At 69.9% G+C, this 16,209-nt stretch carries 12 protein-coding genes; 5 read left to right on the top strand and 7 right to left on the bottom strand.

The genetic code is table 11. The features are described from left to right. The first annotated feature begins 58 nt into the window (after positions 1-58). Positions 59-3,700, top strand: a complete 3,642-nt coding sequence (locus D7V97_RS09455; RefSeq protein WP_120610284.1) for a serine/threonine-protein kinase — start codon at positions 59-61, stop codon at positions 3,698-3,700. A gap of 538 nt (positions 3,701-4,238) precedes the next feature. Here the strand turns inward: D7V97_RS09455 and D7V97_RS09450 are convergent. After that, positions 4,239-5,879, bottom strand: a complete 1,641-nt coding sequence (locus tag D7V97_RS09450) for a sigma 54-interacting transcriptional regulator (protein ID WP_120610283.1) — start codon at positions 5,877-5,879, stop codon at positions 4,239-4,241. Between the two features lie 155 nt (positions 5,880-6,034). Between D7V97_RS09450 and D7V97_RS09445 the strand changes: the two genes are divergently transcribed. Together D7V97_RS09445 and D7V97_RS09440 are read left to right on the top strand one after the other, a co-directional pair. Next, positions 6,035-6,397 (top strand): hypothetical protein, encoded by a 363-nt coding sequence (locus tag D7V97_RS09445; protein ID WP_120610282.1) that lies wholly within the window; start codon positions 6,035-6,037, stop codon positions 6,395-6,397. A gap of 116 nt (positions 6,398-6,513) precedes the next feature. Further along, positions 6,514-7,803 (top strand): hypothetical protein, encoded by a 1,290-nt coding sequence (locus D7V97_RS09440; protein ID WP_120610281.1) that lies wholly within the window; start codon positions 6,514-6,516, stop codon positions 7,801-7,803. An 8-nt stretch (positions 7,804-7,811) separates the two neighbouring features. On the opposite strand, the gene D7V97_RS09435 is transcribed toward D7V97_RS09440, so the two are convergent. Beyond that, the gene (locus D7V97_RS09435) at positions 7,812-8,687 is read right to left on the bottom strand and encodes a GNAT family N-acetyltransferase (RefSeq protein WP_120610280.1); all 876 of its coding nucleotides are present in this window, start codon (positions 8,685-8,687) and stop codon (positions 7,812-7,814) included. A gap of 81 nt (positions 8,688-8,768) precedes the next feature. Between D7V97_RS09435 and D7V97_RS09430 the strand changes: the two genes are divergently transcribed. Then, a complete protein-coding gene (locus D7V97_RS09430; RefSeq protein ID WP_120610279.1) occupies positions 8,769-9,233 on the top strand; it encodes a cupin domain-containing protein in 465 nt (154 codons plus the stop codon). An 80-nt stretch (positions 9,234-9,313) separates the two neighbouring features. Here D7V97_RS09430 and D7V97_RS09425 read toward each other — a convergent pair whose 3' ends face one another. Beyond that, positions 9,314-9,898 carry an Lrp/AsnC family transcriptional regulator gene (locus D7V97_RS09425; protein WP_255424762.1) on the bottom strand — a complete coding sequence of 195 codons (585 nt, stop codon included), beginning with the start codon at positions 9,896-9,898 and terminating at the stop codon, positions 9,314-9,316. 204 nt (positions 9,899-10,102) lie between these two features. Between D7V97_RS09425 and D7V97_RS09420 the strand changes: the two genes are divergently transcribed. Then, positions 10,103-12,088, top strand: coding sequence for a M3 family metallopeptidase (locus tag D7V97_RS09420; RefSeq protein ID WP_233582606.1), 1,986 nt, complete (start codon positions 10,103-10,105; stop codon positions 12,086-12,088). Here the strand turns inward: D7V97_RS09420 and D7V97_RS09415 are convergent. The 4 genes from D7V97_RS09415 to D7V97_RS09400 form a co-directional block, all read right to left on the bottom strand. After that, the gene (locus D7V97_RS09415) at positions 12,034-13,389 is read right to left on the bottom strand and encodes a hypothetical protein (RefSeq protein ID WP_120610277.1); all 1,356 of its coding nucleotides are present in this window, start codon (positions 13,387-13,389) and stop codon (positions 12,034-12,036) included. The two genes, D7V97_RS09420 and D7V97_RS09415, sit on opposite strands and share 55 nt — an antisense overlap. 87 nt (positions 13,390-13,476) lie before the next feature. Further along, positions 13,477-14,376, bottom strand: coding sequence for a PD40 domain-containing protein (locus D7V97_RS09410; protein WP_120610276.1), 900 nt, complete (start codon positions 14,374-14,376; stop codon positions 13,477-13,479). 101 nt (positions 14,377-14,477) lie between these two features. Then, positions 14,478-15,257, bottom strand: coding sequence for a LytTR family DNA-binding domain-containing protein (locus tag D7V97_RS09405; RefSeq protein WP_120610275.1), 780 nt, complete (start codon positions 15,255-15,257; stop codon positions 14,478-14,480). After that, positions 15,254-16,209, bottom strand: a 956-nt coding sequence (locus tag D7V97_RS09400; protein WP_120610274.1) for a sensor histidine kinase, incomplete at its 5' end; no start/stop codon positions are given. The genes D7V97_RS09400 and D7V97_RS09405, both read right to left, overlap by 4 nt.

Here is a 16,209-nt window from a genome sequence, read left to right as displayed (position 1 = left end):
GACTGATGCGGGCCTTGCCCGTCCCTCGCCCCCGCGCTCCTCACGAGGAACACTGTCGATGAACCGCGACGTTGAGACGGAACTGCGGCTCGCCATGGATGAGGGGCTCCTCCCACGGGAGGAGGCGGCGGCCCTGCGGGAGGAGGCCCGGCGCCTGGGACGAAGCCCGCTGGAGCTGCTCCGTGCACGGGGCGTGATGTCCGAGCAGACGCTTGCGTCCCTCCTGAAGGAAGTCTCCGCCCCCCAGCAACCGCCGCCCCTGGCGCAACCTGTCGCCGATGAGACCCCCACGCTCGATCCGGCGCGGATCGGCCAGGTGATGGCCCTGCGGCAGGCCAGCGCCCCGGCCTTTCCCATCTCCTCCGGGTGGGACCGGTACCAGTACGTGCGGTTCCTCGGACAGGGCGGGATGGGGCGCGTGTTCCTGGCCCTGGATCCACGGCTGCGCCGCCACGTGGCCCTCAAGTTCGTCCTTGATGACGACGAGGCGCACACCCGCCGCTTCATCTCCGAGGCGCGCGCCCAGGCCAAGGTGCAGCACGAGCGCGTGTGCCAGGTGTACGAGGTCGGCCACGTCGAGGGGAAGGTCTTCATCGCGATGCAGTACATCGACGGCCAGCCGCTGAGCGCCCTGGTGCGCTCGCTCACCGTCGAGCAGAAGGCCCTGGTGATGCGCGAGGCCGCCCTGGGCGTCCATGAGGCCCACCGCGTGGGGCTCATCCACCGGGACATCAAGCCCTCCAACATCATGGTCGAGCGCGCCGACGGCGGGACGCCCCGGCCCTACGTGATGGACTTCGGGCTGGCGCGGGACTGGAACGAATCCATGACGGCCACGGGCGCGGTGCTCGGCACGCCCCACTACATGGCCCCGGAGCAGGCGCGCGGGGAGGTGAGCCGGCTGGACCGCCGCGCGGACGTCTACAGCCTGGGCGCCAGCCTCTACTTCCTCCTCACCGGGCAGGTCCCCATCCCGGGGGACAACGGCCTGGAGGTGCTCAACAACATCCCCACCACGGAGCCGAAGGCGCCGCGCCTGCTGGAGCCGGGCCTGCCGGCGGACCTGGAGTTCATCGCCCTCAAGTGCCTGGAGAAGGAGCGCTCCGCCCGCTACGACTCGGCGCGCGCGCTCGCGGAGGACCTGGACCGCTTCCTCTCCGGGGAGCCCGTGCTCGCACGCACCGGCTTCGGGTACTCCCTGCGCAAGCGGTTGCGCAAACACCGGCTCCTGGCCTCCGTGAGCGCCGCTGGGCTGCTCGCCGTCACGGTGGCGCTGGGCTGGGGCGCCCTGGCCCGCCGCGAGGCCGCCGAGCGCGAGCGGATCGCCCAGCGCTTCACGGAACTGGTGGAACACATCGAGTCGGGGGTCCGCTACTCCGCGCTCTCGCGCGTGCATGACACCCGCGAGGACCGCCGGGCCCTCCAGCGGCAGATGGCGGAGCTGGAGGCGGAGATCGCGCAAGCCGGTCCGCGCGCGCTGGGTCCCGGGTACTACGCGCTGGGGCGCGGCCACCTCGCGCTGGGCGAGGAAGCGAAGGCCCGCGAGCTGCTGGAGTCCGCCTGGAGCCACGGCTTCCATGCGCCCCGGGCCGCGTACGCGCTCGCCCTCGTGACGGGGCGGCGCTACCAGCAGCAACTCCTGGAGGCGCAGCGGATCTTCTCCCCGGAGCTGCGGGAGGCCTCCACGCGTGACGCGGAGCGCCTGTACCGGGATCCGGCGCTCGCGTGGCTCAAGCAGAGCGAGGGCGCCCAGGTGCCCTCGGCGGAATACGTGGCGGCGCTGGTCGCCTTCTATGAGGGCCGCTTCGACGAGGCCCTGGCCCTGCTGGAGGGCGCCAGCAGCAGGCTGCCCTGGTTCCATGAGCTGCCCATGCTGCGCGGGGACCTCCTCGAGGCCCGGGGCTTCAAGCGCTGGAACGGAGGAGATCCCGAGGGGGCCCGCGCGGACTTCGAAGCCGGTCGGAAGGCCTACGCCACCGCCGCCGCCACGGCCGAGAGCGAGCCCGCCGTGTACCGGTCCCTGGCCCGGCTCGAGGCCGACGCGATGGTGATGGAGCTGTATGGCAAGGGAGACGTGATGCCCTCCTACCAGCGGGCCCTGGACGCGGTGGCTCGCTGCCTCACCGTCGTGCCGGACGACGCACCGTGTCTGGTCCGGATGGCGCGCGTGCACCACCGCCTGGCCGAATACCGGCTCACCCGGGGAGGCGATGGGGCGGAGCCGCTCGCGAAGGCGATCGAGGCCGCCCAGCGCGCCCGGACGGTGGAGCCCACGCGTTCGGAGGCCACGCTCCACCTGGCGCGGAGCACCTGGCTCCAGGCGCGCTACCGCGTCGAGAAGGGAGAGGATCCCCGCGAGTTGCTCGGCAAGGCCGCCGCGTTGTTCGAGAGCATCCCCGTGGCGGACCGGGACCGGGGCTACTATGGAGACTCCGGCCTCGTCTTCAAGACCTGGGCGGACTACGAGGATCAGGTGGGGGTGGACTCCCAGGGCAGCCGGGACAAGGCCATCCGTGCCTACGAGGCGGCCATCGCCCTGGATCCGCGCATCCCGGAGGATTGGATCAACCTGGGCAGCGCGCTGTTGACCCGGGCCTCACTCCCGCGCAACGCACAGGCGGATCAAGACTTGAAGAGGGCCGCGGACGCGCTCGCGAAGGCCCAGACCCTCAACCCCCAGCACATGGTGTCGTACTTCTATGCAGGCGAGGTCCACGCGGAGCTGGCTCGGCGGCGGAGGAATCGCGGCGAGGATGTCCGGCCCGAGCTGGAGCTGGCCCTGGAGCAGTACCGGCGGGGGCTCGCCATCAACCCGCGGATCCCCAACCTCCACAACGGGATGGGGGCGGCGCTCCTCCTTCGAGCCGATGATGCCTGGAACCGGGGGGGCGATCCCCTTCCCGTGCTCGATGAGGCCCGTGCCTCCTTCGAACAGGCCATCGCGGTCTCGCCGGGACAGGGCTTCGCCTATGCCAACCTGGGCTCCCTGCTCGCCAGGCGCTGTAACTACCTGCTCGCGCTGGGAGAGGACCCCCGCCCGAGCGGGCGCGAGGCCGAGGCGCCGCTGAGACGCGGCCTGGAGCGGATGCCGGGGGCCACCTGGCTTAGAGGCCTCTTGGGCACGGTGCATGTCGCCCAGGCCCGCTTCGAACTGGAGCAGGGGCGCGATCCCGGAGCCGAGCTTTCGCGTGCCCTGGAGGAACTCCACGCCGCGCTGGAGAAGAATGCCCAGGACGCGGAGATGTGGCTCCAGCTTGGCAAGGCGCAGGTGATCGCGGCCCGCTGGAAGGAGCAGCGCGGGGCGCTCAAGGCCGACGACATGGAAGCGGCCGCGAGGTCCTTCGAGAAAGCCATCACCCTGTCACCGGACGATCCGGAGTATCGCCTGGAGGCCGGCCTCTTCTACCGCCTGTGGGTGGAGCGGCAGCAGCGCGCGGGCCGTGAGTCCGGTCCGAAGCTCCAGCGGGGACTCGAGCTCGCCGAGCAGGTCCTGAAGGCCCGGCCCGACTGGCCCGTGGCCCAGGCCCTGCGTGCCGGTCTGCGCCTGGAGTTGGCCGACACCGCCAGTCCTGAGGACCCGCGTCACTGGCGGAGTCAGGCGTTGGAGGAGCTCACCCAGGCGCTCAAGCGCAATCCGAACCTTGCCCACGAGTGGAACGGACTGCTCACCGTCGCGCGGCGTCTCAGCGTTGGACCTTGAGCCGCTACGGCTACCTCCCGACACTATTGCTCGTCGGCTCGATTGACCCAGGGTTTACTTTTGTCTCGGGCAGCGCGCGGCCAAAGGCACTCGGCTTGTGCTGACTGGAGCCCTGGGCCGTCTGGCGCGGCACGGAGCCGCACGAGGCCACCCGCTGATGAGGACTCGCGGGATGGCAGCCCTTGATGCGCTTGCTCCTGCCCGGCGACGTCCGGTGCGAGACCTGGAACCCCCTGGGAGCCTTCACGGGAAGGGTGGACCTGTCATCGCACCAGGCCGTCATCGGCAGGGGGCGCGGCGTGTGGACGGTGAAGTCCTTGATGCTGTTGGGCGTGATGCTGTCGGGGGTGCAGCATGTCATGGCGCTCTCCAGACCTACCCCAGAAGTGTTCTGGGGTGATGTCTGCCTATTCAAGCGGGATGCCAGACATGAAACCGGGTGGGTCCCATGCAGCGGGGGCGCGCGCGGCTCTTGCGACCCCGGGTTCGCGGTGAAGCGACACGACCCGCGACATGCCGCCGGCATGTCGCCGGTCGCTCACGACTCCTTCGGGACCAGCCCCAGCTCCTTGACGCGCCGGTTCAACGCCCGCTTGGAGACCTCCAGGCGCTTCACCATCTCATTCAGGTTGCCCCGGCAGGCGTGGAAGCACAGGGTGAGTTCCTCCACGCTCAGGTCGCCCGCGAGCCGGAGGCTGGGGCTGCGCTCGATGAGATCGTAGATGGAGGAGCGGGCGATCCCCAGGTGGTGGGCGGCCTTCTTGACGTCCCAGTCGTGCGCGCGCAACGCCGCGAGCAGCTCCGCCTCGCCCACCTCCGTGGACTTGCGGCGTGCCGCGACCTCGGGCTCCGGGGCTGGCTCCGGGGCTGGCTCCGGGGCGGGAGTGGGCGCCCGGGGCGACCGCGCCAGGGGAAGCCGCAGCTCCTGGGCGAGGCGCGCATCGAGCTCCAGGCAGGGCTGGCCCCGGCTGCCGATGACGAGCTGTCTGGCGACGTTCCGGAGCTGGCGGATGTTCCCGGGCCAGGGGTGCAGCAGCAGGCGCACCGCCAGGGCTGCCGGTATCCACGGCGCGGCGTAGGGGTCGCTCGGGGTGAGATGGTGGGTCTCTCCGAGCGCCTCCAGCTCCTGTCGGGCGAAGTGGAGGAACAGCGGGCCAATGTCCTCCCGGCGCTCGCGCAGGGGCGGAAGCCGGAGCTCGTAGCCGGCCAGCCGGTGGAGCAGGGGGGCCCGGAAACGCCCGTCGGCGATCTGGGCTTCCAGATCCGCGTCCGTGGCGGCGACGAGGCGGACGTCCGTCGCCACGGGCTTGCTGGCCCCCACCGGGTACAGCTCCCCTGTCTCCAGCACCCGGAGGAGGATGACCTGCACCTCGGGGGAGGACTCGCCCACCTCGTCGAGGAAGAGGGTGCCTCCCTGGGCGGCGCGGAAGAAGCCCTCCCGGTCGCGCTGGGCGCCGGTGAAGGCACCCCGGACGCTGCCAAAGAGCTCCGCGGCGGCCAGCTCCTTGGGGATGGCGCCCATGTTGACGCTGACGAAGGGGCCCCCGCGCCGGCTGCGCTCGTGGAGGGCCTGGGCGACCAGCTCCTTGCCCGTCCCCGTCTCGCCCCGGATGAGGACGGGCACGTCCAGGTCGGCCACGCGCTCGATGTGCCGGCGCAGGCCGTGGAGCGCGGCGCTCTGTCCCACCATGCCCAGGGAGGCCGGTGCGTTCGAATCGGGTGGGGGGGCCAGGTGCAGCAGCACCACCGTGCGCCCGGAGAACTCCAGCGGGACGCCCCGCGCCAGCTCCTCGGGGCTGAACTCGCGGTCGCCGTGGATCGGCTCGCCCGCGCAGGTGCAGCGCCCCTCGTCACCCGGGACGAGGCGGACTCCCTCGCCCGCCGGGACGAACAGGAGCGGCTTGCGGCTCATGAAGGGGTCGCCCAGGGGCAGCCCCAGCGGCTCGCCCGGGCGGGTGAAGTCCGGGGCGTTGCGGGAGAGCGCGACCTCCCGACCGGCGAGGAGGCCGTGGAGCAGCAGCCGCTCCCCGATGCGGGTGGCCGTGGGGTGCGAGACGAGGGTCAACGCCGGGATGGGGCGCGCGGAGGGGCGCTGTCCCCGCGGCAGCGCTTCGACGGCCGTGGACACATCCGCCGTCACGACGGGGGCCTGGGGATCGCGGTCACCGGAACGAGGCATTCACGCGACTGTACCTTACGAAGCCGGGAACAACCCTGCCGGGCAGGGGGCGGGGAAGGTACCTGCGGGGTCGCCTGGGTCGGTTGGCGCGGCGGCTGCAAGGCAACGGGCATGCACTGCCCACTCCCAAGCGGGCACAACCCCCAGAGGCCCTCATGGGATTCCAGACGCTCGTCAACGCCACCCAACTCTCCGCCGTCTACGAGCCGATGACCCAGACGCTGTACCTCCTCGCGGAGGGCAAGGCGCAAAACTATCTCTCGGGCATCGCCTTCCACCCCGATGACACGTTCGAGGAGGGGCTGAAGTTCAACCTGATGGGCTGCGTCGGGCCGTTCAGCAAGGGCTCGCGGCACTATCAGATCGACCACCCGTTCAAGACCCCCAAGGCGCCCAGCGAGGTGGTCATCGGCGACGCCAGCGGCTTGCAGGTCGTCCCGGTGCGCTGCCTCGGCTCGGACGTCGTGCGCGCAGCGCAGGTCCAGATGCCCGCCGCGGACCACCTCCGCGCGCTCTGAGCCTGTCCAACGCGCACGGAAGCACACAGGGCCGTGACCGGCGGGCCATACAGGACCTTTCCCTGTCCTGGGATGACCCCCTTCCAGCCGATTCCAGGCTGAAGGGGGAGAACCACATGCGGCGTGTGCCATTCGGCTTCATGGGTGGGGTGTGCATCCTGCTGGGGGTGTTGGGGAGCGCACCGGTCGCGGATGGATCCGAAGGGGGAGACGCAGCTCATGCGTCAACGGCGCAGGAATTCGCCCTGCGAAGACTGCCCAACAACCTGCCCCTGCCCAACCCGGGAGGCTTTGGCGCGTCGTACAGCACCGCGGGCTTCGTGGACCTGACCGGTGAATACTTCACGCCGCAGGGCACCAATGGCCGCCACTGTGGCACCTGCCATGAGCCGTCGGACGGGTGGAGCCTCCGCCCAGCCACCATCCAGCGGCTGTTCGACCTGACCTGGGGCCTGCACCCCCTCTTCAACATCATCGATGCGAACACGCCGCTCTCGGATGTCTCGACGGTCGCGGCGCGGCGGAAGTCCTACAGCATGTTGTTGCAGGGGAAGTTCCTCCGGCTGCGGCGACCCCCGGCGAACGCGGAGTTCCAGGTGATCGCCGCCGAGGATCCGTTTGGCTACGGCACGACGAGCAACCTCCTCTTCTTCCGCCGACCACTGCCGACCGCGAACTTCAAGAGCCTGACGGTGATGTGGGACGGCGCCAACACCGTCGCGGGGGACCTTCACGCCGGGCTCAGCCGTCAGGCCCGTGGAAACGTGACGGGGGCGCAGCAGGGGCCTCCGGCGTCGGAGGAGACGATCGCGGCCATCGTGGACTTCGAGCTCGGCATCTCGCATGCGCAGTCGCTCGTGCTAGGCGCGGGTCGGCTCGACGCGGGGGGCGCGCGAGGCGGGCCCGAGGCGCAGGCCTCACAGCCGCTCGTCGAGGGACGGTTCGACCTCTTCGACGAATGGAGATGGGATTGGAATCCCTACCGTCGGCAGATTGCTCGCGGCCAGGAGCTGTTCAACAACGGCGACCACAACGGCCGGCGGTGTGGCGGCTGTCACACCGCCGCCAACAACGGGCAGAACGTGAATGGGCTCCTGTTCAACATCCAGGCCTCGTCGCCTGCCTTCAAGAAGGCGGACATGGCGGTCTACACGCTGCGCAACACCGCCACGGGTGAGACGCTCCAGACCACCGACCCGGGCCTCGGCTTCGTCACGGGCCGCTGGGCCGACCTGAACCGCTTCAAGACGCCGAACCTGCGCGGGCTCGCCGCGCGCGCGCCCTACCTGCACAACGGCATCGTGGACTCACTGCCCGGCGTGGTGACCTTCTACGAGCAGGCGCTCGGCTTCGACTTCACCCCACGGGAAGAGGAGGACCTCGCGGCCTTCCTCAACGCCCTGTAACGCCTGCGTCACGTGTGCGCCATCACGGGGAAGCGGTGGGGCGCGCGCGACGGGGACAGGTCGCGCACGAACAGGTCCGCCTCCAGGTCCTCGCCGGCCTCCGTCGCCTCCGGCCACCAGCGCTCCGGCGTGAAGCCGAAGTGGATGGAGCGGATGGGCCGGTCAATCAGGCGCGGGATCCAGGCGCGCAGGTCGAAGGGCCCCCGGGCGAAGATGTCATCGAGGTACAGCGTGTCGCCCTCCACGCCCGCGAACACCCACGCGTCGTCTCCCAGTCGCCGCAACGGCCGCCCGAACCCGCTGGCCGGCTGCCAGCTCGCGACGGTCGAGTACCCGCGCGCACCGAAGCGCTCCGTCACCGGGAGCCCGTCACGGGAGAGCGCGGCGAGGCCTGCCCGCACCGCCGCATCCTCCAGGTCGAGCGTGGGCGCCGGTGGGCCTTCAGGCACGGCCTCGTGCGCGGCGGCGAACAGCGTCTGCTTCCAGGGCTGGAACCCGAAGCGCGGGTAGTACTGACGCACCCTGGGGTTGGCGAACAGCAGCACCGGTTCGGCACCGCACGCGTCCAGCGCGGCCTGCATCACCCCGCGCGACAGGCCCCGTCCGCGATGAGAGGGAATGCACCCCACGGCCCCCAGCTGCCAGGCCCGCACCTCCCGTCCCTCCAGGAGGAGCCGCATCCGCATCACCGAGGCATTGGCCACCACGCGGCCGTCCTCGAGCATCGCATACGCGCGGTAGTCGTCGTTCCACTCGCCCCACGCGCGCCAGCGCCGGAAGTCGGCACGGCCGAACACCTGGGGCACGTAGTCGCAGAACGCAGCCTGCAACGCGGTGTCGTGAGGACCGATTTCGACGACTGGCGGCGAGGAACTCTGACCCATGCGTGGACTGTCGCACGGGATGCGCGCACCGGGTGAATGCTGGCTGGACTGTCAGGCTCGATCCTCTAGCGTGCCTGCACCATGAAGAAGATCGACCTCGCCGCCGTACCGTCCCAGGGTGGCAGCAGCTATCCGTCACCCTTCGACGTGCCTTGCAATGCACAGACCTTCCAGCGACTGGGGCGCCACGCGGGCCTGACCCGGTTCGGCGTCAACGTGACGGTCCTCGAACCCGGCGCGTGGTCGAGTCAGCGCCACTGGCACAGCCATGAGGACGAGTTCATCTGGGTGCTGGAGGGCGAGCTGACGCTGGTCACCAATGCGGGCGAGGAGGTGTTGCGTCCGGGCGACTGCGTCGCCTTCAGGCACGGTGACCCGGATGGCCACCACCTGATCAACAAGTCCAGCCGCCTGGCCAAGGTGCTCGAGGTCGGCAACTCCGACCCCCAGGATCGCTGCGTCTATTCGGACATCGACATGGTCGCCGGGCCGGGCGACGCGGCGTACCGCCACCGGGATGGCACGCCCTATCCCGCGAAGGAATAGGGACAGGCCGACCGCTTCGCCTCGCCGCGCAGCGCCTGCATCCGCACGTACAGGCCGGGGATGAAGACGAAGTTCACGGCCTACCGCTTCGCCCGGGAGCCTCGCCGGGCTGGTGCAGCCAAAGGGCTCCGGCGTGCAGCCAACGGGCCCGCGCCCGCCGCATCCTCCGGGGCAACCGGCAGCCCCGAGCTGGTGAACGAGAACACCAGCGACGTCTCGATGCGGGCCACCTCGGGACGGCTGGTGAAGGACTGGATGGTCAGCACCCGCAGGTGCTCCGTGTCCCGACACACGACGTGCACCAGGAAGTCCGTGCTCCCGCCCAGGCAGTAGACGGCCACGGTCTCCGGCAGCGACCGCAGGTGGTTCCCGATGCTGCCGAAGGCCTCGCCCACGTGCAGCCGCAGCTGGACGCCAATCAACGCCTGGAGCCCGAGCCCCAGTGCGCGAGGGTCGAGCTGTGCCCGGTAGGCTTGGATCACCCCTTCCGCCTCCAGCTTCCTCACCCGCGTGAGGCATGACGAAGGGGCGAGCCCCACCTGGGCCGCGAGCTCCTTGTTCGACAACCGCGCATTGTTCTGGAGGGCGGTCAGGATGGCGCGATCAATTCGGTCGAGCGGGGAAATGGCGGCCCCTGGACGAATTCCATTCGATGGCTTGCGCATGGAGCCAACACTTATTCTGTTCTGATGACGAGATACAGAATCGCCGTGCTGGCTGTGCTCGTGGTGGGAACGGTCGCCAGCGCGGCCCCGCCGCCCGGAGCCGAGCCCAATCCGTTGCTCGAATCCTGGTCCGGACCGCACGGCGGGCTGCCTCCCTTCGACCGCGTGAAGGTGGAGCACTTCCGGCCGGCGCTCGAAGCCGCGATGGCGTTGAACCGGCAGGAGCTCGCCGCCATCACGGGCTCGAAGGAGGCGCCCACCTTCGAGAACACCGTCGCCGCGTACGAGGACTCGGGCCGCGCGTTCAACCGCGTCCATGAGGTCTACAGCGCCTGGTCCTCATTCATGAACACCCCCGGGTTCCAGGCGGTGGAGCGCGAGCTGGCGCCACGGCTGGCGGCGTTCTGGGACGAACCCACCCAGGACCCGGCGCTCTTCCGTCGCGTGAAGGCCGTGCACGACTCGGCCGACAAGGCGAAGTGGACGCCCGAGCAGCGGCGGCTCGTCGAGGTGACCTGGCAGTCGTTCGTGCGCGCGGGCGCCGGGCTCGACACCGCGGGCAGGAAGCGCATGGCGGCCCTCAACCAGCGGCTCGCCACGCTCTACACGTCGTTCTCGCAGAACGTGCTCGCGGATGAAGACCGGTGCGTCGTCCTGGAGTCGGAAGCGGACCTGGCGGGCCTGCCGGAAGCGATGCGGAAGGCCGCGGCCACCGAGGCGGAATCACGGGGCCTCAAGGGGTGGGCCGTGGCCAACACGCGCTCCGCGGTGGCCGACTTCCTCACCTTCGCCGACCGGCGCGACCTGCGCGAGAAGGTGTGGCGCGACTACGACAGCCGGGGGGACCACGGCGATGCCCATGACAACAACCGGATCATCACCGACATCCTCGCGCTGCGCGCCGAACAGGCCCGGCTCCTGGGCTACGCCACCCACGCGCACCGGCAGCTCGCGTCGTCGATGGTCAAGACGCCCGAGCGTGCGCTCCAGTTGATGGAGGAGGTGTGGACGCCGGCGGTCGCGCGCGTGCGCGAAGACGTGGCCGCCATGCAGGCCCTCGCGGACCGCTCCGGCCCGAAGGTGAAGCTCGCCCCGTGGGACTACCGCTACTTCGCGGAGAAGGTGCGCAAGGCGAAGTACGACCTGGACGAGAACGAGGTCAAACCCTACCTGCAGCTCGAAAAGCTGCGCGAGGGCATGTTCTGGGTCGCGGGTGAGCTGTTCGGGTTCGCGTTCACCCCCGCCACCGGCGTGCCCGTCTACCACCCGGACGTGAGTGTCTTTGAAGTGAAGGACCGCGCGAGCGGCCGGCATGTGGGCCTGCTGTACTTCGACCCCTACGCGCGACCGGGCAAGTACAACGGCGGCCAGACGGATCCCTACCGCATCCAGGAGCGCTTCCGGGGCGAGGTGACGACCCTGGTGGCCAACAGCACGCCCTTCGCGAAGCCTGCCTCCGGCGAACCCGCGCTGCTCGGCTGGCGCGACGCGCAGATGCTCTTCCACGAGTTCGGGCACGCGCTGCACGCGCTGAGCTCGGACGTGTCGTACCCATCGCTCGCGGGCGGCAGGGTGGTGAGCGATTACGGCGAGTTCCCCTCGAAGCTGTTCGAGCACTGGCTGGCCACGCCCGAGGTGCTGGGCCGCTTCGCGCTGCACCACCGCACGGGCAAGCCGATGCCCGCTGTTCTCGTGGCGAAGCTCCAGCGCGCCGCGACGTTCAACCAGGGCTTCTTCATGATCGACTTCCTGACCTCCGCGCGGGTGGAGATGGCGCTGCACCTGGAGACGCGCCAGCCCATCGACCCGGATGCCTTCGAGCGCGACGCGCTCCGGAAGATGGGCGCGCCCGAGGAGGTCAACATGCGCTTCCGCATGCCGCACTTCGGGCACGTCTTCTCAAGCGACGCGTACTCGGCGGGCTACTACCGCTACCTCTGGGCGGACATGCTGGCCGCGGACGCCTTCGAGGCCTTCACGCAGGGCAGCGGCCCCATGGATCCGAAGGTCGCCGCGCGGCTGCGGGCGCACGTGCTGTCGGTGGGCAACACGGTCGACCCATTCGACAGCTACCGCGCCTTTCGCGGCCGGGACGCGAACATTGGCGCGCTGATGCGCGAGCGCGGCTTCCGGAGTCACCCGACTTCGGGCTTGGTGGGCTTGGGGAAGGAGCGGCCATCCACGGAGTAGGCCATCGCCGTCTCGGCCTCCCCGCTCCCGGGGATCCAATGGGGGTCGAGGAACAGGGAGCTCCAGACGTCGAAGACGGAGCTGACGATGGCGGAGACGGGACTGCTGGAGGTCTCGCCCTTGGTTTCATACGTCGCATTCTTCTTCTTCTTCGCCTGGACCTTCACCTGGGCCTTCTCGCGGTTCTTGCTGCCACCCACCGTGAGCACCGGTGTGGGGTAGGCGACGCCGGGGTCGCCCCGCAGGAGGATCTCCACCGAGGGGCCCAGCAGGGCCTCTTCCGGGGGGACGAAGAACTCCGGGGTCCTGGGCTTCTTGCCGTCGTGGAGGTGGCAGACCCGCATCAGGTCCGGGGCGGTGACGCGCATCCGCAGGTACTCGATGTCCTCCGGCAGGAAGTGGTCCCAGGAGAGCACGTCGATGCCCATGAACGCGGCGATGTCCGTGGAGCCGCTTCGGCCGCCCACGAACTTCACCCGCTTCTCGCGGCCCCACTTGGAGTTCGCGACCTCGCGCCAGAAGGCGGCGGTTCCCCGCCACCGGTCGAGGTCGTGACCGACGCCCACGAGGTCGAAGAGATCCTCCACGGCCTCCTGGTCGTTCCCGGGCACGGGCAGCCTCCGCTCGTGCGCTTTCTTGAGCCAGGCGGGCGTGCCCTCCTTCTTCAGCGCGAACCGGTTCCCCATCACCAGGAAGTGGGCGCCGGGGACCCGAAGGACGGCCTCCTTGATGATATCGAACCGCTCCTCATCGAGGTTGTGCTGGGGGTTGTAGCGTTCCATGCGTCCGTTGATCAGCAGGACGGTCTGGATGTCTTCGGACGAGAAGAGCTGCTCAAGCCACGCGTTCGCGCGCCTCTGGATCTCACGCTCCTGGCTGTCGGACAGCCCGGCGCAGAGGCCCAGTTGCAGCCGCTCCCGGACCCGCGGCAGTTCCTGGGTCGCGATCTCTCGCAGGATGACCGAAGTGCTCTGATAGATGAGCCCGACGGGTTGCTCCCCGCCGACCTTCATCACCGCGGTGTCCCGATGCTGGTGGGCCTTGGGCTTGCCATTGACGCTGCCAACCTTCTCCAGCTTGACGCCCGTGTAGCGCTGGACCCGCTGCCCCAGCCCGATGGCTTCGTAGTACCCGGCGATGGCGGGCGCGGTCTCGACCTCCTTGCTGTCACTGCTCACGGTGAGGAGGACCCGCACCCGCGGGTTCAGCACCATGGCCGCGGCGACATGCCAGGTGTCTCCCGTGTAGTCCCCCGGTTGATTGAGGTAGAGGTGCGTGCGCTGCTCGGGAACGTAGTCCATGTCACGTCATCCTTGGCGGGGGAGGGGACACGCTAGCCCCTCTCTCCCTCCCATGCCCGGGATGACGCTGATGCGGCTCAGGTTTGCTCAGCGCCAGAGGCAGCGCGTGTCGAGCCGGTAGAAGTCCGAGTCTGTGTACGGGTCCCACGTCTGCCGCACGAAGTAGAGCTGGCCCAGGTCGCGGCTCACCAGGGGGTGGAACTCATCCTTCTCCGTGTTCACCGACGGCCCCAGGTTGACGGCCTGGGTCCACGTGCCCGCGACGTTGAAGCTCACGTAGAGGTCCCCCAGCCCATACCCACCGGGTCGGTTCAGCGACGCGAAGACCATGACGCGACCATCCGGCGACACCCACGGGTTGTATTCCCAGGAGTCGGCGCTGTTCACCCCGGGGCCCAGGTTCTCCGGCGCGGTGTAGTGGTTGCCCTGGCGCCGGACGCGATACATGTCGAAGTCGGTGTCGAACGTGCCGCTCGCGAAGTAGACCGTCCCGTCGCGGGTCACGCTCGGGTACAGCTCCTGCTTCGGCGTGTTGACGAACGGGCCCAGGTGCTCGGGCTCACCCCAGCCTCCGCCCCGGACGCGGTGCACCACCCAGAGGTCGGTGTCCTCGCGCTCGGCGCCGCCATTCACGGGGCGGGTGGACGAGTAGAACAGCGACTGCCCATCCGGTGAGATGAACGGATCCGAGTCCCGGTACGTGCCGGAGAACGACACCACCTGGCCCGGGCCGAAGTGGCCGTTCTGGAGCTGCGTGACGTAGATGGCCTGGTACGGCGGCGTCTCCGAGTCGACGTGGTAGTACGCCGTCTTCCCGTCCGCGGAGAGCGCGAGCCGGTACTCGGACCGCCCCTCCAGGGAGATCTCTCCGGGCGCGAAGAGGCTGCCTCCCGGCTCGCACTCCTCGGCTCCGGCGGTGCCTGACACCGTCACCATGGAGACGGCCAGGAGGAACTTCATGGACCACCGCATTGCGAATCGATGCATGTGCATCTCCTTTGTTGAAGGCACCGTCGCCCGGCGGCGGCGATGGGGTCCAAGGAGATGTGACGAACCGTGGAGGGTCTGGGACGAACGGTGGAGGCCGCCTACGTCGACAGCTCCAACGCACGCTGCACCTGCGCGCGATAGCTGCGGCCGGAGGTCAGCCGGGTGCCATCCCGCAGGATGAACACATACTCACCGGGGGGAAGCGGCTCCACCTCCGCGATGCGATCCATCCGCACGATGAGCGAACGGTGCGCGCGCAGGAAATGCTTCGGGTCGAGCTTCTCCTCCAGCGCGGCCATCGTCTCGCGCGTGAGGTGCGACTCCTTCCCCACGTGCACCGCCACGTAGTTCCCCTCCGCCGACAGGTAGTCGATGTCCTCCACCGGGAGGAAGCGCATGCGCCAGCCCACCTTGGCCACGAGCCGCGTCACATAGGGCTTGGGGTCCTGTCGGAGCGAGAGGGACTCCAGCCGCGCGAGCAGCTCCGGGTCCAGCGTGGCCGGCACGGTCCTCCGGCGGTCGCGCGCCCGCGCGAGGCTCGTGCGGAAGCGCTCCCGGTCGAACGGCTTGAGCAGGTAGTCGAGCGCGTTGGACTCGAACGCCTGCACCGCGAACTCGCGGTGGGCCGTCACGAAGATGACCGCGGGCGTGTGCTCGGGAGCAAGCGCCCGGAGGACGCCGAAGCCATCCGGCCCGGGCATCTGCACGTCCAGGAGGACGAGGTCCGGCCGCTCGGCGCCAATCGCCGCGATGGCCTCATGGCCGTTGCGGCACTCGCCCACGAGCGCCATGTCGGGGGCCTCCGCCAGCAGGTCCTTGAGGCGCTGACGGGCGAGCGGCTCGTCGTCGACGATGAGCACGCGCATCGGGGCGCTCACGGGGACGGCTCCGTGCGGAAGGGGATGGCGAGCGCCACCGTGGTGCCCCCGCCCACGGCGTCCCGCAGCTCCAGCCGGTGGGCGCCGCCATAGAGCTGCACCAGCCGCTCCCGGGTGATGCGCAGCCCCCGTCCGCCTCCGGTGCCCCGGGAGACGTCCGCCGGGCTCTCCTTGAGGCCGACGCCGTCGTCCCGGACCTCCAGGTGGAGCTCGGGGCCCGCGCGCCGCGCGACCAGCGTCACCGTCCCGGGCTCGGTGCCCGGTGCGATGCCGTGCTGGATGGCGTTCTCCACGAGGGGCTGGAGCACCAGGTGGGGCACGTGGGCCGTGAGCGCCTCCTGCGCGATGTCCTGCTTCACCGTGAGCCGGTCGGCGAAGCGCACGCCCTGGATGTCCAGGTAGGGCTGAAGGGCGCGCAGCTCCTCCTGGAGCGACACCTCCTCCGTGCCTGCGGCGTCGAGCGTGCCGCGGAGCAGATCACTCAACTGCGCGATCATCCGCTCGCTGCCGTGCGGGTCGCGATGCACGAGCGCGGCGATGGAGTTGAGCGTGTTGAAGAGGAAGTGCGGGTGGAGCTGTGCCTTGAGCGCGTGCAGCTGCGCGCGCGCCAGCTGGGTGTCCCGCAGCCGGAGCTGATCCGCGTAGTAGACGGCGTTCGCCACGCAGAGCACGGTCAGGTAGGTGAACGGGTTGACCAGGAGCGCGTGCTCGAGCACGTCCGCGAAGGTGGGAGGCCGCGCATACCAGCCGACCCAGGGATCCAGCGCGAAGATGATCCCCGCGCGGACGAACGCGATGACGATCGCACCGGCCACGTGGAGCGCGGCCCGCGACGCCCAGCGCCGCCGTTCCATGGGGAAGCGCAGCCCGAAGTGGAGGATGGCGACGGTGAGCGGGACCCAGAGGACGTGGGACGTCATCGACGTGAGCAGCGCGTGCTCCCAGCCCACCC

The sequence above is a fragment of the Corallococcus sp. CA053C genome (genome assembly GCF_003611675.1).
In the GTDB taxonomy this organism is placed as follows: Bacteria; Myxococcota; Myxococcia; order Myxococcales; family Myxococcaceae; genus Corallococcus.
The sequence above is the reverse complement of the archived record's forward strand: the minus strand, read 5'-3'. Positions and strand labels throughout refer to the sequence as shown.